14 protein-coding genes, 1 tRNA gene and 1 pseudogene are annotated in these 21,118 nt (G+C 74.7%); 7 read left to right on the top strand and 9 right to left on the bottom strand.

The window, feature by feature from the left end:
• Positions 1–49: 49 nt before the first annotated feature.
• The 3 genes and pseudogenes from BMW99_RS06790 to BMW99_RS06780 all read right to left on the bottom strand — a co-directional run bounded on the left by BMW99_RS06790 (position 50) and on the right by BMW99_RS06780 (position 3,193).
• Positions 50–382 (bottom strand): rhodanese-like domain-containing protein, encoded by a 333-nt coding sequence (locus tag BMW99_RS06790; protein ID WP_069464714.1) that lies wholly within the window; start codon positions 380–382, stop codon positions 50–52.
• A 252-nt stretch (positions 383–634) separates the two neighbouring features.
• Positions 635–1,435 (bottom strand): annotated as a pseudogene (locus BMW99_RS06785) (hypothetical protein); the annotation flags it as partial.
• A gap of 303 nt (positions 1,436–1,738) precedes the next feature.
• Positions 1,739–3,193: a DUF2252 domain-containing protein gene (locus BMW99_RS06780; RefSeq protein ID WP_075016414.1), complete on the bottom strand. Its 1,455-nt coding sequence runs from the start codon at positions 3,191–3,193 to the stop codon at positions 1,739–1,741.
• Between the two features lie 105 nt (positions 3,194–3,298).
• Here BMW99_RS06780 and BMW99_RS06775 point away from each other — a divergent pair, with 105 nt between their 5' ends.
• A complete protein-coding gene (locus BMW99_RS06775; protein WP_245791247.1) occupies positions 3,299–6,325 on the top strand; it encodes an ATP-binding SpoIIE family protein phosphatase in 3,027 nt (1,008 codons plus the stop codon).
• A gap of 53 nt (positions 6,326–6,378) precedes the next feature.
• Complete coding sequence (locus BMW99_RS06770) at positions 6,379–6,813, top strand: MarR family winged helix-turn-helix transcriptional regulator (protein WP_069467492.1); 435 nt, start codon at positions 6,379–6,381, stop codon at positions 6,811–6,813.
• 109 nt (positions 6,814–6,922) lie between these two features.
• Here the strand turns inward: BMW99_RS06770 and BMW99_RS06765 are convergent, their stop codons facing one another.
• Positions 6,923–7,357, bottom strand: a complete 435-nt coding sequence (locus tag BMW99_RS06765; protein WP_079139103.1) for a winged helix-turn-helix transcriptional regulator — start codon at positions 7,355–7,357, stop codon at positions 6,923–6,925.
• A gap of 162 nt (positions 7,358–7,519) precedes the next feature.
• Between BMW99_RS06765 and BMW99_RS06760 the strand changes: the two genes are divergently transcribed.
• The gene (locus tag BMW99_RS06760; RefSeq protein WP_069467491.1) at positions 7,520–8,167 is read left to right on the top strand and encodes an FMN-dependent NADH-azoreductase; all 648 of its coding nucleotides are present in this window, start codon (positions 7,520–7,522) and stop codon (positions 8,165–8,167) included.
• 229 nt (positions 8,168–8,396) lie between these two features.
• Here BMW99_RS06760 and BMW99_RS06755 read toward each other — a convergent pair whose 3' ends face one another.
• From BMW99_RS06755 to BMW99_RS06740, 4 genes are all read right to left on the bottom strand, one after another.
• Entirely contained in the window at positions 8,397–8,972 is a 576-nt protein-coding gene (locus BMW99_RS06755; protein ID WP_069466762.1) for a TerD family protein, read from the bottom strand.
• A 344-nt stretch (positions 8,973–9,316) separates the two neighbouring features.
• Entirely contained in the window at positions 9,317–9,823 is a 507-nt protein-coding gene (locus BMW99_RS06750; RefSeq protein ID WP_107485341.1) for a flavin reductase family protein, read from the bottom strand.
• A 200-nt stretch (positions 9,824–10,023) separates the two neighbouring features.
• Positions 10,024–12,333: a tetratricopeptide repeat protein gene (locus tag BMW99_RS06745; protein WP_075016413.1), complete on the bottom strand. Its 2,310-nt coding sequence runs from the start codon at positions 12,331–12,333 to the stop codon at positions 10,024–10,026.
• Positions 12,330–13,718: a hypothetical protein gene (locus BMW99_RS06740; protein WP_069466068.1), complete on the bottom strand. Its 1,389-nt coding sequence runs from the start codon at positions 13,716–13,718 to the stop codon at positions 12,330–12,332. Before BMW99_RS06740 ends, BMW99_RS06745 begins: the two co-directional genes overlap by 4 nt.
• Before the next feature lie 585 nt (positions 13,719–14,303).
• Here BMW99_RS06740 and BMW99_RS06735 point away from each other — a divergent pair.
• Entirely contained in the window at positions 14,304–17,348 is a 3,045-nt protein-coding gene (locus tag BMW99_RS06735; protein ID WP_075016412.1) for a helix-turn-helix transcriptional regulator, read from the top strand.
• 129 nt (positions 17,349–17,477) lie between these two features.
• Here BMW99_RS06735 and BMW99_RS06730 read toward each other — a convergent pair.
• Positions 17,478–17,564: transfer RNA gene (locus tag BMW99_RS06730), tRNA-Leu, on the bottom strand.
• A 457-nt stretch (positions 17,565–18,021) separates the two neighbouring features.
• Between BMW99_RS06730 and BMW99_RS06725 the strand changes: the two genes are divergently transcribed.
• Genes BMW99_RS06725 through BMW99_RS06715 form a run of 3 tightly spaced genes read left to right on the top strand, consistent with a single transcriptional unit; the run spans position 18,022 to position 21,088 of the window.
• Positions 18,022–18,918, top strand: coding sequence for an FhaA domain-containing protein (locus tag BMW99_RS06725; protein WP_069461949.1), 897 nt, complete (start codon positions 18,022–18,024; stop codon positions 18,916–18,918).
• 10 nt (positions 18,919–18,928) lie between these two features.
• Entirely contained in the window at positions 18,929–19,453 is a 525-nt protein-coding gene (locus BMW99_RS06720; RefSeq protein ID WP_069461950.1) for an FHA domain-containing protein FhaB/FipA, read from the top strand.
• A gap of 57 nt (positions 19,454–19,510) precedes the next feature.
• Positions 19,511–21,088: a Stp1/IreP family PP2C-type Ser/Thr phosphatase gene (locus BMW99_RS06715; RefSeq protein ID WP_177226062.1), complete on the top strand. Its 1,578-nt coding sequence runs from the start codon at positions 19,511–19,513 to the stop codon at positions 21,086–21,088.
• Positions 21,089–21,118 lie beyond the last annotated feature (30 nt).

The following is a 21,118-nucleotide window of genomic DNA, read 5'->3' as shown; positions in this document are numbered from 1 at the left end:
GTGCGGCCCTGCGGAGGGCCGCCTACCACGGGGCCGCCTGCGGCAGACCCTAGAGGACGTAGCCCTCGGCGCCGGTGCCGTCGACGACCGGGCGGCCGGCCGCCTCCCAGTCGAGCATGCCGCCGTTGACGTTGACGGCGTCCACGCCCTGGGCGATCAGGTACTGGGTGACCTGGGCGGAGCGGCCGCCGACCCGGCACACGACGTGCACGCGGCCGCCCTCGGGAACCTCGGCGGCGCGGGAGACCACCTCGCTCATGGGGATGTGGACCGCGCCCTCGGCGTGCCCGGCCGCCCACTCGTCGTTCTCCCGGACGTCGAGCAGGATCGCGTCGGCGGGCACGGCGGCGGCGTCCACCGCGGGGATCTGGGAGCGGAACATCGGAAGCGGGCCTCCACGGAGACGGGGGCGTGGCGGCCGCGCCGGGCGCGGTCCACGCACAGGGAACCCGGCCAACGTACCTCAGGCGCCGCCGGAGGCGGCGTCCCCCGCCTGGGGGTCAGCCTGCGGCTCCGCCGGTCCGTCCGGGTCCGGACTGGCCGCGGGCTCCGCCGTGGCCGCGGGGTCCGCCGTGGCCGCGGCAGCCTCCGCGGCGTCCGCGGGCGCCGCGGGCTTCTTGCGGGTGGAGGGGCGGCGGACGAGTTCGGCGAGGCGGGCCTCGCGCTGGGAGACCTGGGTGAGCAGCTGTTCGGCGATCTCGTTGAGGAGGGCGTCCGGGTCCTCGGGAGCCAGCCGCATCATCTGGCCGATCGCGCTCTCGTCCAGCTCGGCCGCGAGGGCCGCGAGCTTCTCCTTGCGCTCGGCGAGCCACTCCAGGCGCGCGTAGAGCACCTCGGCCTGGCTCGGCGGCGCCTCCTCCGGCTGCGGCCCGGCCTCCCACTCCGCCGACAGGGCCCGCAGGGCCTCCTCGTCCGCGTACGCGTACGCCTCGTTGACGCGGGCGATGAAGGCGCTGCGGCGCTCCTTCTCGGCGTCGTCCTGGGCCAGGTCGGGGTGCGCCTTGCGGGCCAGCTCGCGGTACAGCCGCTGTGCCTCCCTGCCGGGACGGACCCGGCGGGGCGGGTTGGGGTCCTCCACCGGCCGCACCCCGTCGGAGCCCAGCAGCCCGCCGAACAGCTCCTCGACGCCGGGCATGGGCAGGACCAGGGCCCGGGCCTCCCAGGCCCGCTCGATGTCCGCGCGCTCGCCACTGTGGGCGGCGACCGTCTCCGCGATGAGGGCGTCCAGCTCGTCGAGACGCGCGTACATCGGGCCGAGGCGCTGGTGGTGCAGCCGGGAGAAGTTCTCCACCTCGACCCGGAAGGTCTCCACGGCGATCTCGAACTCGATGAGGGCCTGCTCGGCAGCGCGTACCGCCTTGGCCAGCCGGTCCTCGCCCTCGGTGGAGGGGGCGGACGCGGTGGCCGACGATTCGGTTCCGGAGGAGTTCGTCACCCGGACAGCCTAGGGCCTGTCAGCCGCGTCCCGTTCTGATCACCACGCGGGCGGACCGGCACAGAGCGCCCCGTTCCGGGCTGACCAGCGGTGCGGCCGCTCGGCACCCACCACCGAGCGGCGCCCGCCACGACGCCGGCGCCGGACCACCGCGGATTCCGTACCCGCGCTCCCCGCCGGAACGGGCCGCCGGCACCCGACGCCGCCGGCGCCCAGCACCCCGCGCCACCCACGTCCCACGCCGCCCGCGCCCGCGCGTCCGCGTCCGACCGCCGCGTCAGGCCACCGCGTCCTACCGCCGTGTCAGGCCACCACGTCCGCCGCGAGGCGGCCCGCGCGTATCGCGGCGAGGAGCTCCGCGTGGTCGGCCTCGGTGCGGTCGGCGTAGGCGACGGCGAAGGCGGCGAGCGCCTCGTCCAGTTCACCGTTCTTGCCGCAGTAGCCGGCGATCACGCGGGGGTCGGCGCTGTGGGCGTGGGCCCGGGCCAGCAGGGCGCCGGTCATCCGCGCGTAGTCGTCGAGCAGGTGCGGGGAGAGGAGGGCGGGGTCGACGCTGCCCTTGCGGTTGCGGAACTGCCGCACCTGGAAGGGCACGCCGTCGATGTCGGTCCAGCCCAGCAGGACGTCGCTGACCACCTGCATCCGCTGCTGGCCGAGGACGATGCGGCGCCCCTCGTGCGCGTGATGTTCCACGTGGAACCCCGCCGCGGCCAGGTACGGCACGAGAGCCGACGGCCGGGCCTCCTTGACCTGGAGGACCAGCGGCTCGCCGTGGTGGTCGAGCAGCAGCACCACGTAGGAGCGGGTACCGACGCTGCCGGTGCCGACCACCCGGAACGCCACGTCCTGCACGGCGTAGCGCGCCAGCAGCGGCAGCCGGTCCTCGCCGACGGTGGTGAGGTAGCCGCCGAGGGCGCCGGCGACGGACGCGGCCTCGGCGTCGCCGACGCGGCGCAGCACCGGCGGGGCGTCGGTGAACCGCCGTCCGCCGCCCTCCACCGCCTCGGTCGCCCGCGCCGCGAACTTCGCGCTGGTGTTGCGCCGGGCCTTGGCCGACACCTCCGCCAGGGTGGCGGACAGGTCGCGGGCGTCGGCGTGGGCGACCAGGTCCCCGTCGGCGATGGCGTTCCAGGCCTCGAGCACCGGCAGCCGGGCCAGCAGCCGCATCGTCAGGCGGTAGGCGCCGACCGCGTCGCAGGCCGCGGCCCGGCACAGGTCCTCGTCGGCGCCCGCCTCGCGCCCGGCCAGCACCAGGGAGGCCGCGAGTCGCTTCAGGTCCCACTCCCACGGGCCGTGCACGGTTTCGTCGAAGTCGTTGATGTCCATGACCAGGCCGCCGCGGGCGTCGGCGTACAGGCCGAAGTTCGCGGCGTGCGCGTCACCGCAGATCTGGGCGCCTATGCCGGTCACCGGGGCGTCGGCGAGGTCGGCAGCCATCAGTGCCGCCGAGCCGCGCAGGAACGCGAACGGACCGGCGGCCATCCGCCCGACCCGCAACGGGACGAGGTCGGGGATCCGTCCCGCGTTGGACTCCTCGACGGCCGCCACCGCGGCCCGGGCCCCGTCGCGCCGCTCCCGCCACGTCCAGTGGGCGGGCGTACCGTGCGCGGCCCGGGGCAGTTTCGCGCGCAGTGCCTTGCCCGTCTTCTTGGCCGCCGACTCGTGCGGCCATGGCGCGAATCCCGCCACTTCAGGCACCCGTGAACCCACTGTCACCCTCCCCCCGGACACCCGCGTCAGCGGACGTCCCGTCACCATCGCACCGCCGGGGGGCAATCCGGCAATTCGGTCGCCCTGGCTCGCGCTTTCGTGCTTGCCTTAGGTCAGGACCCTACTCAAGCGCCGAACCGCAGGTGCAGGACGTTGGACGAGATCACCCGGCTCCCCGAAGCCCACGACGCGGACCCTCCTGCCGAGCGTCCCGCCGGCCACCCACAGCGCGACCACCGGCAGCCGCACCTCCCGGTCAGCGGGCAGAACGACCCACCCGGCACCGGGCATCCCGACGGCCACACCGGGCGGGCCGCCCCGCGCGCCCAGTCCGCCGTGCCGCCCGCGCATGCCCTGCCCGAGGGCCCGGCGCTGCCCGCCCGGCCAGGGGACCGTGCCTCCGCCCCGGCGGCCCCGCCCGCCGCCGCGCTCCCGGCGATGGGCGCGACAGCGCCGGTGGCCGCGACACCGCCGGACATGGGCGCGTCCCTCCTGTCCCCCGGGCTGTCCGGCCTGTCCGCCGCCATCCCGGATCCCGAAGTGGCCGCGCTGCTGCGGCTGGCCGTGATCAGCGTGGATCCGGACGGCCGGGTCGCGTACTGGAACCGCGGCGCCGAGGAGCTGTTCGGCCACCGCTGGGAGCACGTCTTCGGGCAGCGTGCCTCCGGTCTGCTCACGGCGATGCGCTCGCACGGCGGGCCCGGCACCGGCCGCCCGCCGGCCCCGCACCTGGACACCCTCGACCTGCTGGACGACCTGACCAATCCGGCGTGGGCCGGCGCACTCGCCGCCACCGACCGCGACGGCACCCTGCGCGACGTGCTGTGGTGGACGTACCGGCTGGTCGAGCCGGTCGGCCGGAGCCTGCTGGCCATCGCGACGCACGCCAAGCCGCTGCGCACGGGCGGCCTGCGGATCGCGCTCGGCGGGCGGCTGCTCCCCTACGTCGCGGAGGGGCCGCAGCGGCAGGACATCGCGGTCGCCGCGGTGCTCAGCAACGCCGCCGACCCGGACCGCGGCCTCGTGCAGGCGGCCCGCTTCCGCGAGGTCCTGCCCGGCGCCAGCCCCATGCGGCTGGATCGCATCCTGCGCCAGATGGTGCCGCTGGGCCTGCCCGCGCTGGAGGTCGAGGGCGGCACGCGCCTGCCGATCGTCCCGCACGACTACCAGCGGGCCGTCACGGCCGCGCGGGCCGAGCGCTCCACCCGGCGGGAGCTGCTGCCCGGCCCCCGGCCCACCGGGCCGCCGGCCGGCGGCACCGCGTCCCAGACCGGCGACCTGTCGCGGGCCTCCGCCCTGACCGCGGTCCCCCCGCCCGCCCTCGGCTCGCCCACGACCGCCCAGGACGCGGCACCGGGCCCGGCCCACGCCCGGCGGGGCGCCCCGGGCACCGCCGCGGACCCCGGCACGCCCGGCACCGCCGCCCACGGGCCCTCGACGGCCGCCCGGCCGCCCGCCGACCGCGATCCGCTGGCTGCGCGTGAGGCGGGCACGCCCGCCGGAGACACCGCGCCGCGCGGCAACGCCCTGGACGAGCAGCTGGCGCTGCTGCGGGAGACCGGTGCCGTCGTCGGCTCCACGCTCGACCTCCACACCACCGCTCGCGAGCTGTGCGCGGTGACGGTGCCGCGGTTCGCCGACGTCGCGGCCGTCCTCGTCGTGGACCAGCTGTTCTCCGACGCCGAGCCGCCCAAGGACGACCGGCCGTCCGGCAGCGTGCTGGTCCGCCGGATCGCCATCGCGGCCCACGACGGGCCGCCCGGGGTGTGGGAGAACGCCCTGCCGGAGGGCGAGTTGCTGGCGCTGGCCGCGGACCAGATCGTGCCGCGGCTCGGCGACCCCGTCCTCGTGCCGGTCGTGGACCCGGTGCTCGCGCCGGGCATCGCCTTCGACATGGGCGTGCCGGGGCTGGCCGGACTGCTGCCCGGGTACTCGCTGATCGTCGCCCCGCTCACCGCCCGCGGCACGATGCTCGGCCGGGTGTGCTTCCTGCGCGGGCCGCAGCGGCGCCCGTTCGACGCGCGCGACGCGGCCACCGCCGCGGAGGTCGCGGCCCGCGGCGCGGTGCACATCGAGAACGCCCGGCTGCACCGCCAGGAGTCGCGCGCCGCGGCGACCCTGCAGCGCTCGATGATGCCCACCCGGCCGCCGCGCCTGCCGGGCGTGCGGATCGCTCACCACTACATGCCGGGCGACCGGCAGGCGCAGGTCGGCGGCGACTGGTTCGACGCGATCCAGCTGCCGGGCGGCCGCGTGGCGCTGATCGTCGGCGACGTGATGGGGCACGGGCTCCAGGCGGCCGCGGTGATGGGGCAGTTCCGCACCGCGGTGATCACCATGGCCGCGCTCGACCTGCCCCCGGCCCAGCTGCTGCGGCACCTGGACAACCTGGCCCACCGGCTCGGCACCGAGCACCTGGCCACCTGCGTGTACGCGGTCTACGACCCGATCCTGCGCACCCTCACGCTGGCCAACGCCGGCCACATCCCGCCGGTGCTGGCGGGCTACGACGGGCGCAGCGAGCTGCTGCAGATCCCCGGCGGCGCGCCCATCGGCGTCGGCGGGGTGCCGTTCGAGACGGTCGAGCTCCCCGTGCCGGACGGCAGCTGGCTGGTGCTGTGCACCGACGGCCTGGTCGAGGTGCGCGGGCAGGGCATAGACGCCGGGCTGGCCGCGCTGTGCGCGAACGTCATCGAGCCGCAGCAGACGCCCGAGGACGTGTGCGGGCAGATCCTCGCCCGGGTCCACACCGAGGACCGCGCCGACGACGTGGCGCTGCTCGTCGCCCGGTTCGAGGGGATCGCGCCGGACGACGTGATCAGCTGGCGGCTGCGCCTGGACCAGGAGGAGGTGGCCTCGGCCCGCCGGCTGACCCGCCGCCAGCTGTCCGCGTGGGGCCTGGAACGGCTCAGCGACACCGCGGAGTTGCTGGTGAGCGAGCTGGTGACCAATGCGATCAGGGCGGCGTCGTACGAGGTGGAGCTGCGCCTGATGCGGGTCGGCAAGCTGCTGGTCGAGGTGAGCGACGACAACCACAACCTGCCGCAGCTGCAGCGTGCCGAGGCCGACGACACCGAGGGGCGCGGCCTGGCGCTCGTCTCGCACCTGTCCAGACGGTGGGGGACCAGCCGGAAGGCGGTCGGCAAGGTCGTCTGGTTCGAGCTTCCGCTGCCGGCCTGATATCGTTGCACTCTACAACTCTTCCGAGCCTCAGGAAGGCGGGAGCAGCAGCGATGACCGCACGGAACGCCGCGCTGGAGACGATCCAGCGCGAACTGACGGCGATCGCCCGGCGGGCGCGCGCGACCGCCGCGCAGATGCACCCCGAGCTGTCGCTCGTCGCGTACACCATCCTGGCGCACATCGAGGAGCAGCAGGGGTGCCGCGCCACGGATCTGGCGGCCCACTACCTGCTGGACAAGTCCACGGTCAGCCGCCAGGTGGCCGCGCTGGAGCGGCTCGGGCTGATCGAACGGCGGGTGGACCCGTCGGACCACCGGGTGCAGGTGCTGCATCTGGCCCCGCACGGCAACGAGATCCTGACCACCGCCCGGGCCAGCCGCCGGGAGACCTTCGAGGAGCGCCTGGCCGCCTGGGACCAAGGCGACCTCACGCGGTTCGCCGACGACCTGGTGCGCTACAACGCGGACGCCGCGTCCCACCCCTGACGACGCCGCACCTCACCGCGGAGAACACCACGCCTCACCCCCGAGGACACCGCGTCCCGGCCCTAAGCCCGGGCGTCCCGCGCTCGGGCCCGCCGAAGAACGCCCCGGCTCAGGCCGCGCCGTCGCGCGGGTCGGTGAGCATGCTGTCCGCACTGACCAGGCTTTCCGCGACGCACGCCTCCACCTCGGTGCACGAGGCGCTGTCCGGCAGGTACTGCTCGGCCCACTTGCCCAGCTCGTACAGCGCCGGGCGGATCGCCCGCCCGGCCTCGGTGAGCCCGTAGCTGACCCGCAACGGCGGCCCCGGGTCGACCTCGCGCACCACGAGCCCGGCGTCGACCAGCTCCGAGAGCCGGTCGGAGAGCATCCGCTCGCTGATCCTGGGCAGCGCCCGGCGCACCTCGCCGAAGTACGCGGGCCGCTGTGTGAGGACGGCCACGATCAGGCCGGTCCACCGCTTGCCGAACAGCTCGAAGACCCGCGTGAGCGCGTCGTCCACGCCCACACAGGGCACACCTCCCGGCGCCTGCGGTCCCCGTTCCATGCCAACAGGGTACCCGGCTCGGCCTCTCGTGCTGCAAAAAAGTAAGCTGCTGTGTTATCAATAGCTACGTACGAAGTCGCGGCACTCCTGACGTCGTACGACGCCGTTCCGGCGTGCCCGCGACCGCTCAGAACCACCCCCGACACAGCGAATGAGGCTTCCATGGCCACGCTTCTGCACCTCGACTCCTCCGCCTTCCACGAGCCGTCGGTCTCGCGCGAGGTCACCGCGGCGTTCCGCCGCACGTGGGAGAGCAGCCACCCCGACGGCACGGTCATCTACCGCGACCTGGCGAAGGACCCGCTGCCCCACCTCGACGCCGACGGCATCGCCTCCGCCTTCGCGCCGGCCGACTCCCACACCCCGGGGCAGGCCACGGCCGCCGCGCTGCGCGCGGAGCTGGCGGACGAGCTGGAGCGCGCCGACGCGATCCTGATCGGCACCCCGATGTACAACTTCACGATCCCGTCCACGCTGAAGGCGTGGCTGGACCAGGTCATCATCGTCGGCCGGACGGCGGGCGAGGGCGGCTCGGTGGCCGGCAAGCCCGTCACGGTGGTGGCCGCGCGCGGCGGCGGCTACGGCCCCGGCACCCCGCGCGAGAGCTTCGAGTTCGTGACGACGTACCTGGAGAAGGTGCTCACGGGCATGCTCTCGCTGGACGTGGAGTTCATCGTCCCCGAGCTGACCCTGGCCAAGACCCAGCCGCAGATGGCCGAGCTCATCCCCGCGGCGGAGGCGTCCCGCGCCGAGGCCGTGCAGACCGCGACGCAGAAGGCCAAGGCCCTCGCCGAGCGCTTCGCCGCCTGAGCCGGGCGGGCGACAGCCGCGGGGCGGAGCCCCGGGGCGTGGGGGGAACGGGGGCACGGAGAGGCCGGGGGGGCGACGTACCCCCGACCGTGCGCGGACGGCGCACGCACGAAGGCCGTGTGCACCGGGCGGTGGAAGCGCCCGGTGCACACGGCCGTCCGTGAGCCGGGGCGCGGTGCACCGCACCGCGCCCCGGCGTCGCGTCACGGAGTGACGCCGGCGTGTCGCGTCAGAGGTTGACGCCGAAGTCCTGCGCGATGCCGCGCAGGCCCGAGGCGTAGCCCTGGCCGACCGCCCGGAACTTCCACTCCGCACCGTTGCGGTACAGCTCGCCGAAGACCATCGCGGTCTCCGTCGAGGCGTCCTCGGTCAGGTCGTAGCGGGCGATCTCGCTGCCGCCGGCCTGGTTGACCACGCGGATGAACGCGTTGCGCACCTGGCCGAAGCTCTGCTGGCGGCTCTCCCCCTCGTAGATCGAGACGGGGAAGACGATCTTGTCGACGTCGGTCGGGACCGACGCCAGGTTCACCTTGATCGCCTCGTCGTCGCCCTCGCCCTCACCGGTGAGGTTGTCGCCGGTGTGCTCGACCGAGCCGTCCGGGCTCTTGAGGTTGTTGAAGAAGACGAAGTGTTTGTCCGAGACGACCTTGCCCGCCGCCGTGAGCAGCAGCGCGCTGGCGTCCAGGTCGAAGTCCGTGCCGGTGGTCGTGCGGACGTCCCAGCCCAGGCCGACGGTGACCGCCGTGAGACCGGGGGCCTCCTTCGTCAGCGAGACATTGCCGCCCTTGGAAAGGCTGACACCCATCGTGGCTCTCCCTGCTCGGTACGGCGCGGGCCGCGCCGCTTGACGATTCCTTTGCCCAATGGCTCCAACGGACACCACCCTGCCCCGGTTCCCGGCCGCGTGCCACCGACGCGCCCAGGCCGAACGTCAGGACCCGGCACCCCGCGCACCCGGCACCCCGCGCACCCGGCACCCGGCACCCGGCACCCGGCACCCGGCACCCGGCACCCGGCGGATCGTCAGGACGCCGGGGCCGTCCGGGACTCGATCCGCGCCGGCGCCCACCGCGCCCAGTCCTCCTGCAGGGGGGGAGGGCACGGCGGGTGAGGGTCAGGCCGGCCGGCGGAGGCCGCGGGTGCGCGCGCTCAGCCCAGCGGCAGGCCCTGCTCCTGCTCCAGCGGCGCGAACGCGCCGAACACACCGTCGTGGTGGACCAGCGGGCGGGCGGCCCGCCGGGCGGACGGCACGGTGCCGGGCACTCCCCTCCCGGCGCCCGCGGCGACGACCCTGCCGATGACCAGCGCGTGGTCCCCGGCCGGCACCACCCGGTCCAGGGCGACGGCCAGCCAGGCCAGCACGTCGTCGAGCACCGGCAGTCCCAGCGCGCCGCGGTGCCACCGCGTCGCCGGGCCGAAGCGCGCCGCCCCGCTGCGGGCGAACGTGCGGGCCAGCTCCTCCTGGTCCTCGGCGAGCAGGTGCACCACGGCGTGCTGCTCCCGCTCGACCGTCGACCAGGCCGACGCGGCCTTGCCCACCGTGAACGACACCAGCGGCGGGTCGAGCGACACCGAGCTGAGCGACGTCGCGCAGAAGCCCACCGGCGCCTCCCGGCCCGCGGTGATCACCGCCACGCCCTTGGCGTGGTGCCGCATCACCGAGCGGAACGCGCCCGGCTCGACGGCCTCCCCGGGCCCGGCGGCCGCGGCGTCCCCGCGCGCCGCCGCGCTCCCCTGCGCGACCGGCCCGGCCGACCCGGCCGCCGGTGCCGTCCCCGGCCCCGGCGGGCCGACGGGCCTGGACGGGCTCGCCGGGCCGGCCGGGCCGGTGAAGGTGTTCGCCTCGCTGACCGCAGTCATGCCGCGCTCTCAGCGAGCCCGCGCAGGTCGGCGGCGAACGGCGAGGCCTCGCCCAGCTCCGCGTAGGCCGCCAGGTGCGCGGCGAAGTCCGCCCTGGCACCCTCGGCGTCGCCCAGCGCGCGCCGGGCGGTGCCGCGCCGGTAGAGCAGGTCGGGGTCCTCGTCGGCGAGCGCCGGCACCGCGATGTCCAGGTCGGCGAGCGCCCGGGCGTGCTCGCCGAGTTCCTGGAGCGCCAGCGCGCGGTTGGCCCGCAGCATCGGGTCGTCGGCCAGCGCCACCGCGTGGTCCAGGTCGTCCACCGCGTCCTCGGGGCGGCCCGCGGAGTACGCGATGATCGCGCGGTTGGCCCAGGCGGCCGCGAACTCCGGGTCGGCCTCCAGCGCGGCCGTGAAACTGGCGAACGCCGCCTCCGCCTGCTCGGACTCGGCCAGCAGCGTGCCCTGCGCGCACAGCAGCCGGACGTTCTTGGCGTCGAGCGCCAGGCCGGTGCGCACGTCGTCGGCGGCCCGGTCCAGCTCGCCGAGCGCGATCAGCAGGTCGGCGCGGTTGACCAGGGTGTCCACATGGCTGGGGTCGAGGATCGCCGCGTAGTCCAGGTCGCGCAGCGCGGCCTCGTCCTCGCCCATCTCCCGCAGCATGTCGGCCCGGTTGAAGTGCGCCTCGTGGAAGGGCGGGCTGAGCCGGATGGCCTCGGCGTAGTCCTCCAGCGCCGCGTCGTAGCGTCCCGCGGCCCGGCGGCCCCCCGCCCGCTCGAAGTAGTAGTCGCCGTAGTCCGGGTCGCGGCTGATGACGAGGTCGTAGTCGGCGAGCGAGCCGTCGTGGTCGCCGAGCGCGGCCAGGATCTGCGCGCGGTTGTAGCGCAGCACCGAGCGGTGCAGCAGCTGCTCGTCGGGCCCGAGGTCCGCGTCGGTCATCGCGATCGCGTCGTTCACCAGGTCCAGCGAGGCCGGCAGGTCGCCGCGGTGCAGCTCCACCAGCGCCTTCGCGTTGCGCATGAACGCCCCGACGAACACCCGGCGGTGCGGGTCGGGCCGGCTGTCGGCGAAGGCGATCGCGGTGTTCACCCACTCGGTGGCCCGGGTCTCGTCGTGCATGTTCTTGGGCAGGTGGCGGGTGTACAGCATCGCCATCATGTAGCAGCTGTTCATGTGGATCTCGGGGTCGGTGCTGCCGGCCCGCAGCTCCGCGAAGTACGAGAAGCCCTTCTCGCCGCGCCGCAGGTACGACAGGCACGCGCCGGTCTTGTTGGTGAGGTTCCAGTACGGCTTGGGCCGCTCGTCGCCGAACAGCGCCCGGCCGCGGACCGCCATGTCGAGCGCGGCCTCGTAGAAGCCGCCGTCGAAGCAGACCTCGCAGCCCTCGACGAGCGCGTTGCCCGCCGCCATCGCGTCCGAGCCGTGCTCCAGGTGGTACAGCCGCGCGCCCAGCGCGGAACCGGGCTCGCCGTGCTCGGCCAGGTACGCGGCGCGGGCGTCGTGGCGGGCGGCGCGCTCGGCCGCGGGCAGCGCGTCGTAGGCGCCGGCCAGCCGCGGGTCGGTGCTCGTGCACTCGCCGTCGATGAACAGCTGCGCGGCGTCCGCGCCCGCCGGCGGCTCGATCCGCGCCGCGGCGGACGCCTCGGCACGCTCCGCGTACGTCCCCAGCGCGCGGGCGAGTTCGTCGTCGGCGATGCTCGGCGCACCGATGCCCTGCGCGGCCGCGGCCTCGGCCTCGGCCAGCTCGCGGGCGGCCGTCTCCGGGTCCAGGGCGTTGGCCGCCTCGTCCACCACCACGCGTATCAGGGCCGGGTCGCAGCGGCGCAGCAGCACCGAGACCAGCTCGCGGTCGGTGGGGTCGGCCCGGTCCAGCTCCCGGAACCGCAGCTCCACCCCGTCCGGGTGGAGGGCACGGGCCCAGTCCACCAGCAGCTCGGTGATGCCGTGGGCGACCCGCAGCGTGCGGGCCACGGAGTAGAAGCGGGTGCGCTCGGCCCGGCTGGCCAGCGCGGTCAGGGTCTGCGGCGCGATCGGCACCATCGGCGCCAGGTCGGCCGCGAGCGCGATCACCTCGGTCGCCCGGGCCTCCAGCAACGCACCGTGCCGCTCGGCGAGTTCGGGCACCACCGCCCGCATCAGCGCGCCGCCGCCGGTGTAGGGGCCGCGCAGCCGCCGATGACAGCGCACCTCGTAGACCGGGCGGCCTGGCAGGTCCCCGGGCGCCGACCGCTCGGCGCCGCCGGGCGCCGGCTCCGTGCCGGGCCCGCCGGCGGCGGCCGGGCTGATCCACAGGTGGCGGCCGGGGGACGGGGACCACGAGGTCGAGGTCATGACGGTGCTCCTTCGGTAGAGGTGGCGCGGGCGGCACGCCGGTCCCGCACGGTGACGTAGAGCAGCAGGCCGATCTGGAGTCCCGTCAGGCCGACGAAGCTCACCGCGTCGAGGAGCCCGCCGGTGGGGGTGCCCGAGCCCCGGAAGCGGTCGCTGACCAGCGACCAGAAGTGCACGGTGGTCGGTATGCCGGCCCACGCGAGGCTGCCGAGCGAGAAGCCGTAGCCGACCACCAGCAGCGGCGCGTACCAGCGGGCCATCGCCCGGTCCCGCTCCGACCACTGCTCCTCGAAGCCGTCGCCCTCCGCGTCCGGCCCGTCGGCGCCCGTCCCCGTGCCGGCGGCCGCCCGGTCCTCGTCCCGGGCGGCGGCGACGGCGGTCGCGGGCACGGCGTTCGCGGGCACGGCGGTCACGGCCGTATCGGTTGACGCCAACGGTCCGCCGGCCTTCGCCGCGGGCCCGCGCCGCAGGCCGGGCCGGGGAAGCCCGCGGGTCACGTCCCGGAAGCGCCGCCGCACGTAGGCGCGGGTGGCGTTCTGCAGGTCGGAGCAGCGCAGGGCGTTGGTGACGACGTAGTAGAGGTCGGTCTCCAGGTAGAACATGAACTGCCAGAGCAGGCGCATGACACAGGTGAACGCGACCGCCAGCAGCAGCGCGGGCACCCAGTGCGGCACACCGTGCCCGCGCAGGGCGACCACCAGCAGGTCGAGGCCGGCGATCAGCACCGCGTCGGCCAGCATGCCCGCCAGGAACGGCAGATAGCGCCGCCGCCGCTCCACGCTGAACAGCGAGTCCAGCCGCGTCTCGGCCACCAGGTAGTACAGGCGCCGGCTGATGGTGAGCGTCGAGGGCAGGCCGAGCCGTCGCCCGGACAGCGCGTGGTACCCCTCGTGGACGAGGATGCAGGGGATCTGCACGACCGTCAGGGTGATCGGGATCAGCGCGAGATGGCTGGTGAAGAACACGTCGTGGTAGGAGGGCCGCAGCGACGCGTCGCGCACCCACTCCACCGCCGCGGCCACCAGCAGCACCGTGTAGACCAGCCAGGCGGGGCGGGAGAAGGTCCAGCGGCCCAGCCGCTGCCAGCGCACCGGAGCGGCGGGCGGCGGCGGTTCACCGTCCTCGGTCACGAAGCCGAGGTCGCCGAGGACCTCCAGGAAGTCGTCGACGTCGAGGGTCTCGCCGCAGGTCCGCTCGTACCAGTCCGCGACCTCGCCCAGCGGGGTGCCGCGGTCGAGCATCCGCAGCGCCTCGGCGCCCTCCTCGGGGAACAGCGCGTAGGAGGCGGTGTCCGGCCGGCCGACCATCACCCCGTCGTCCTCGGGGACCATCGTGAGCCGGTGCAGGCGGACGGTGGTGACGCGGTCCGGTGGCGTGACGGTCATGCGGCACGTCCCTCTCTGCGCGGGATGGCGTCGGGGCCGGGCGGCCGATGCCGGGCCCGGCCCCGACAGTGGGGCTCCTTACAGCGCGGAGCAGCAGTAGTACGCGGAGCTGGTCAGCCGAATCGGGCCGGCCTTGCGGATCGACATCTTCTTCATGGTTTTGCCTCCCTCCGGTACTCGTACGGAATTGACCCGGCTGCAGCGGCCACCGGTCTTGGCCGGAGGTCCTTGCCGGAACGGGCCCAATTCTTGGCAGCGGAAACGGAGTTGACGTCGGCAACATGACGTACGCGCGCGGGGGGAAAATGACTAGGCGGGTCGTCACAGGGCGAACAACAGCCACTGCCGTCCCGGTTTCCCCTGGTCATTCCGATGATTACCAGACTGCGAACGGCACGGGACGACGCTTTCCGGCACCCGCGCGCGCCGTCCCCACAGGCGTCCCACAAGGCACGAAACCCCGCACGGGCACTCCGGGGGTAGCCCTCACCAGCCACGACGAGAAAGGCTTGTTCGGAACGGAATGGCCCCGCGGAGCGGAATGGGCCGGTCGACAGTCCGTTCCGGCCTGCACACAATCTGCACATGACCACTTCAGCACCCTTAATCGGACGCGCCGCGGAACGGGGAGAGCTCGCGGCGGCCTTCGCGAAGGCGGCGTCCGGACAGGCCCACGTCGTCCTCATCACGGGGGAGGCCGGCATCGGAAAGACCAGGCTGGCCGAGGAGTTGGGGACGATGGCCCGGGCGGCGGGCGGCCGGCTGCACCTGCGGACCGGGGAGTCGGTCCCGCTGAGCGGCACCACCCTGGCCTACGGGCCGTTCGCCGCCGCGCTCCGCGACCGCGTCGAGTGGCTCTTCGCCGACGACCTGCCCGGCGACCCGACGGCCGCGCGCCAGCGGCTGTTCGAGCGGATGCTGGCGCTGCTCGGCGAGCTGTCCGCCCGCTCGCCGCTGGTGCTGGTGCTGGAGGACCTGCACTGGGCGGACGCCTCCACCCGCGAGTTACTGGCGTTCCTCGCCGTGCGCCTGCGCCGGCAGCGGGTGCTGCTGGTCGCCACGCTCCGCGAGGAGGACCTGGTGCCCGACGCCCGGCGGTGGCTGGCCGAACTGGTGCGATGTCCCCGGGTGAGCCGCCTGCGGCTCACCGGACTCAGTGACACGGAACTCGCCGCACTCGTCCGCGGGCAGCTGCCGGACGTCGGACACGCGGCGGCCGACGACGACGTGGCCGCCGCCGTCGCCGCGGCCGAGGGCAACCCCCTGTACGCGCAGGAACTGCTGCGGGCCGGCCGCCACTGGCCGCCGGTCTCCATATCCGAGGTGGTGCTGGCCCGGGTGGGCTGCGTGGCCCGGCCGGTCCGCGAGGTGCTCGACCAGATGTCGGTCGCCGACGGCGGCATGTCCCACGACCTGCTCGCCGCGACCGTGCCGCTCTCGGAGCGGTCGCTGCTGGCCTCGCTGCGGCAGGCGGTCACCCACCGGCTGCTGACCGCCACCGGCGACGGCTACGCCCTGCCGCACGGCCTGATCCGGCAGATCCTGTACGCCGACCTGCTGCCCGGCGAGCGGCGGCGGCTGCACCGCAGGTACGCCGGTGCGCTCGCCGAACGCAAGGACTCCGACCCGGCGTGCGTGGCCCGCCAGTGGTACCTGGCCGACTGCCCCGACCGCGCCGCCGAGTCCGCGCTCACCGCGGCACGGCTCGCGGTCGCCGCCCGCGCCCACCCGGAGGCCGACCGGCTGTACGCCCTGGTCGTCGAACTCGCCCCGTGGCTGGCGGAACGCGGCCCGGCCGTCTGGGAGGAGGCGGCCCGGGCCGCGAGCTGGGCCGGGGAACCCGGCCGCGCCTGCGCCTACATGGAGACGGCGCTGGCCGTCGCGGACCGGGCGGACGGCAGCCCCGGCGCGGACGGCCAGCACGGCGGTGACGGCGCCGACGGCGCTGACGGCACGTTGGGCCCCGTCAGCGTGGTCGGGGCGGTGCAGGGTGCGTCGGCCGGCGCGGTCGGCCCGGCCGGCCCGGTGCGGCATGCGGCGGCCCGTCCCCTGACAGGGAACCCGGCTCCGCAGGACCGGCTCGCGCGTGCCGCGGAACGGGCCCGGCTGCTGGAGCGGTTGGGCCGCTACCGGCGGGAGACCGGCGACCTGCGGGGCGCGCTGGAGGCCACCGAGGAGGCGGTACGGCTGCTGGACGGCCACGCGCCGTCCGCCCTGCAGGCGCGGGTGCTGGCCGCCACCGGCTGCAGCCTGATGCTGCTCGGCCGTCCCGCCGAGGCGATGCCCCCGACCGAGCGGGCGCTCGACGTCGCCCGCAGCGTCGGCGCACCCGCCGAGCACGCCCACGCGCTCACCACCCTCGGCGTGATCCTCGCCCAGAACGGCGACCTCGGCGCCGGCCTCGACGCCCTGCGGACCGCCCGCGGCATGGCCCTGCGCAGCGGCGCCGTCGAGGACGTGCTGCGCTCGGCCACCAACCACATGTACGTCCTGTGCACCGCCGGCAGGTTCACCGAGGCGTGCGAGGTGGCCCGCGACGGCCGCGACGCGGCCGCGGAGCTGGGCGCGCCGCCCTCGCTGACCGCCGTGCTCGACTTCAACACCGCCGCGGTGCTGGTGGCGACCGGAAAGTGGGACGAGGCCGACCTGCTGCTGACCGGACTCGCCGGCCAGGCGGCCCTGCACGACCGCCGCTTCCTCGACCTGCTGCGGCTCGAACTGGCCGTGGCCCGCGGCGAGGACGTCCGCGTCGCGGAACTGGCCGCGGGCTTCGGCACCGCGCCCGACGACCCGCGGCTGCTCGCCCCGCTGCACGCCTGCCTGGCCGAGCAGGCACTCGGCCAGGGCCGGCAGGCCGCGGCGGCCCGCCACCTGCTGCGCGGCCTCGCGGCGATCGAGGGCGGCTCGATGGCCGAGGACGAGATACGGCTGCTGGCGTGCGGAACCCGGCTGGTCGCCGACCTGGCGCTGCTGCCGCAGGCCGCACGGCCCTGCGACCTGCCCCCCGGCTGGGCCGCGGCCGCGGGGACGTTCGCCGGGCGGGCCCGCGGCACCGCGGAGAGCCGGGGCAACGAGCCGGTGGTCGCCGCGTACGGCGCGCTGGCCGCGGCCGAGCACGCCCGCCGCCACGGCAGCGACGACCGGGCGACGTGGCGGGCCGTCGCCGACGCGTGGCGGGCGGCGCAGCACCCCTACCGGGAGGCGTACGCGCGGCTGCGCGAGGCGGAGACCGCGGCCAGGTCGGGCCGCAGGGAGCAGGCGGGCCGGGCGCTGGCGGCCTGCGAGGGCCTGGCCGGGCCGCTGTCCGCCGCGCCGCTGCTGCTGCTCGCCCGCCAGGTCGCGGCCCGCGGCCGGCTGACGCCGCAGCCCGACCGGCCGGAGCCGGCGGCCGCCGTGCACGCCCGCTTCGACCTGACCGAGCGCGAGACGCAGGTGCTGGCACTGATCTCCGACGGCAACAGCAACCGCCAGATCGCCCGGTCCCTCTTCATCAGCGACCGCACGGTCGCCGTGCACGTGTCCCACATCCTCGACAAGCTCGGCGTGCGCAACCGCACCGAGGCCGCCCTCGTCCACGCCGCCGCCCGCACCCGACGCGTCGCCGACCCGGACGCCCTCCCCCGCACCTGACGCCCCGGCCCGCCCGGCCGCCGGCAACCCGCCGTCGACGGCCCACCGCCACCACCTTGCGCCCGCACGACGAAGCGGGCCCCCGGCTGCGACTTCCGTCACTGCCGAGGGCCCGCTCACGGGTACCTCTGGTGCGCGAGGGGGGAGTTGAACCCCCACGCCCTTTCGGGCACTGGAACCTGAATCCAGCGCGTCTGCCTATTCCGCCACCCGCGCATGGGTGCTGCCGTTCGATACTCACACATCCGGTGGACTGGCTTGTCCTTGCGGTGTGGGAGCGCGTCCCGACATGCAGAAGATTAGCACGCTGTACGCGGTGCCCTCACATCCGTTTCCGTCCCGGGCCACCGGGCGGGACCACGCGGTGACGGGACCCCGCGGCGCGCGTCACACGCACAAGGAGGCGGGAGGAGTGCATGGCGTGCGGGACACTGGACAGGCGATGCCGGGGAGCGCCGGGCCGCGGCCGGTGAACAGGGGACCGGCGGCGGACGACGCCCCTACCATCGCTGAGGGCAGGGGAAGCCAGGGGACTCGGGACGGGCGCGGTGTGAGGGTTGACACTGGCCTGCCCCGCACGATCGGGGAACCACTGGTTTTTCCCATGCGTGGATACGATCAGTAAGCAGTATCGACATGACTCGAAGGACGGCCCCGAGGAGGGAGGTGCCCGGTGGGTGTACTGAAGCGCTTTGAGCAGCGGCTGGAGGGCCTGGTGAACGGCACCTTCGCCAAGGTGTTCAAGAGCGAGGTGCAGCCCGTCGAGATCGCGGGCGCGCTGCAACGCGAGTGCGACAACAACGCCACGATCTGGAACCGCGACCGCACCGTGGTGCCGAACGACTTCATCGTGGAACTGAGCGGCTCCGACTACGAGCGGCTCAGTCCCTACGCGCTGCAGCTGGGCGACGAGCTGGCCGGCATGGTCAGGGACTACGCCAAGCAGCAGCGCTACAGCTTCATGGGCACCATCAAGGTGCACCTGGAGAAGGCCGAGGATCTGGACACCGGCCTGTACCGGGTGCGCAGCCGCACGCTGGCCTCCAGCGAGTCGCAGCACCAGCAGGGCGGCCAGGCCGGCTACCAGCAGGGCCCGCCCCAGGCGGCCCAGAGCTACCAGCAGCAGCCGCCGCAGCGCTCCGGCCCCCCGCAGGGCGGTCAGGGCGCCCCGCCGCGTCCCGACTCGGCCCCGCCGATGCCCAGCGCTCCGCCGCCGGGACGTCCCGCGGGCGGCGGCAACGTGACCCGGCTGCCCGGCACCGGCTTCGCGCCCGGCTCCCCGGCCGCGGGCGTCCGGCGCTGGGTGGAGATCAACGGCACCCGCCACCAGATCACCCGCGCGACGCTCGTCCTCGGCCGTTCGACCGAGGCCGACGTGCGGGTCGACGACCCCGGGGTGTCCCGCAAGCACTGCGAGATCCGGGTCGGCACGCCTCCCGTGGTCCAGGATCTCGGCTCCACGAACGGCATCGTGGTGGACGGGCAGCACACCCAGCGCGCTACGCTCCGCGACGGCTCCCGCATTGTCGTGGGGAGCACCACCATCGTCTACCGGCAAGCCGAAGGGTGAAGCGGGGCCAATGTCAGAGCTGACCCTCACGGTCATGCGGTTGGGTTTCCTCGCCGTGCTGTGGCTGTTCGTCATCGTCGCGGTGCAGGTCATCCGCAGTGACCTGTTCGGGACGCGGGTGACCCAGCGCGGCGGCCGCCGCGGGGACACCGGATCGCGTCCGCCGCAGCAGCGCCAGCAGCAGGCACAGCAGGCGCCCCGGCAGCAGCAGCCGCCGCAGAACAACCGCCAGCGGCGCGGGGCGCCGACCAAGCTGGTGGTCGCCGAGGGCTCGCTGGCCGGCACCACGGTCGCGCTCCAGGGCCAGACCATCACCCTGGGCCGCGCGCACGACTCGACGATTGTGCTCGACGACGACTACGCGTCCAGCAGGCATGCCAGGATCTACCCGGACCGCGACGGCCAGTGGATCGTCGAGGACCTCGGATCCACGAACGGCACCTATCTGGACCGGAACCGGCTGACCACGCCGACGCCGGTTCCGCTGGGTGCGCCGATCCGCATCGGCAAGACCGTCATCGAGCTGCGGAAGTAGTCGCACAATGGGCGAGCGGAGCCACGACGCGCGAGCGAGAGGGTGGGCAGCGTGCGGATGTACCCGGAACCGACGGGGGAGGTACGCATGTCGTTGAGCCTGCGTTTCGCCGCCGGTTCGCACAAGGGCATGATCCGCGAGGGGAACGAGGACTCCGGCTACGCCGGCCCCCGTCTGCTCGCGATCGCCGACGGCATGGGCGGCCAGGCCGCCGGCGAGGTCGCCTCCTCCGAGGTGATCTCCACCATCGTCTCGCTCGACGACGACATCCCCGGGTCCGACATCCTCACCTCGCTGGGCACCGCCGTGCAGCGGGCCAACGACCAGTTGCTGCAGATGGTCCAGGAGGACCCCCAGCTGGAGGGCATGGGCACCACGCTGACCGCCCTGTTGTGGACCGGTCAGCGGCTCGGCCTCGTGCACGTCGGCGACTCCCGTGCGTACCTGCTGCGCGACGGCGTCCTCACCCAGATCACCCAGGACCACACCTGGGTGCAGCGCCTGGTCGACGAGGGCCGCATCACGGAGGAGGAGGCCACCACGCATCCGCAGCGCTCGCTGCTGATGCGCGCGCTGGGCAGCGGCGAGCACGTCGAACCCGACCTCTCCATCCGCGAGGTGCGGGTCGGCGACCGGTATCTGATCTGCTCCGACGGACTGTCCGGTGTCGTCAGCCACCAGACCCTCGAGGACACCCTCGCCGGATACCAGGCCCCGCACGAGACCGTGCAGGAGCTGATCCAGCTCGCCCTGCGCGGCGGCGGACCCGACAACATCACGTGCATCGTCGCCGATGTCCTGGACACCGACGACGGCGACACGCTGGCGTCGCAGCTCAATGACACCCCGGTGGTCGTCGGCGCCGTCGCCGACACCCAGCACGCGCTGCACGACCCGCGGCACCTGCAGACCCCGGCCGGCCGCGCCTCCGAGCTCGGCCGCGCGCCGCACCAGGCGGGCCCCTCGGGCGCCTTCGGGCCGCCCGGGAGCGGCGACCCGGTGCCGGGCGGCGTGCTCGGCACTTTCGGCACGTACGACGAGTCGTACAACGAGAAGGACCAGCCGAGCGGCCGCAAGTGGCTCAAGCGCGGGCTCGTCGCGGTGGTCGTGCTGGCGGTGGTCGGCGGCGGCCTCTACGGTGCGTACGCCTGGACGCAGACCCAGTACTACGTCGGCGCCAAGGACGACCACGTGGCCGTCTACCAGGGCATCGACCAGAAGCTGGCGTGGCTGAACCTGTCGCGCGTGCACAACGACCGCACCGACATCGAACTCAAGTACCTGCCGTCCTACCAGCGCAAGCAGGTCGAGGACACCATCGCGGTCAGCAGTCTCGGCCAGGCCAAGGACAAGGCCGACGAGCTGGCGGCGCAGGCCGGCGTCTGCAAGAAGGTCGCGGACGCCGGGACCGGCACGGCCACGACGCCCAAGGGCACCAGCCTCACCGGCAAGGCCACCGACGCCGCGAAGGCCGTCGAGGGCAGCGTCGGCACCGCGGCCGGCAGCAAGACCACATCCGGGACGAAGAAGTCCACGACCACCACCGCCCCGACCACACCTGCCCCCACCCCGACCCCGTCCCTGTCGCCCGACGAGAAGAAGCTGGCCGAGCAGTGCGGCACGGGCCAGCAGTGACGCCGGGACCAGCAGGAGGAGCCGGCACTT

This window comes from Actinacidiphila rubida (genome assembly GCF_900110255.1).
GTDB lineage: Bacteria > Actinomycetota > Actinomycetes > Streptomycetales > Streptomycetaceae > Actinacidiphila > Actinacidiphila rubida.
This window is presented reverse-complemented; position numbering and strand designations above follow the sequence as displayed.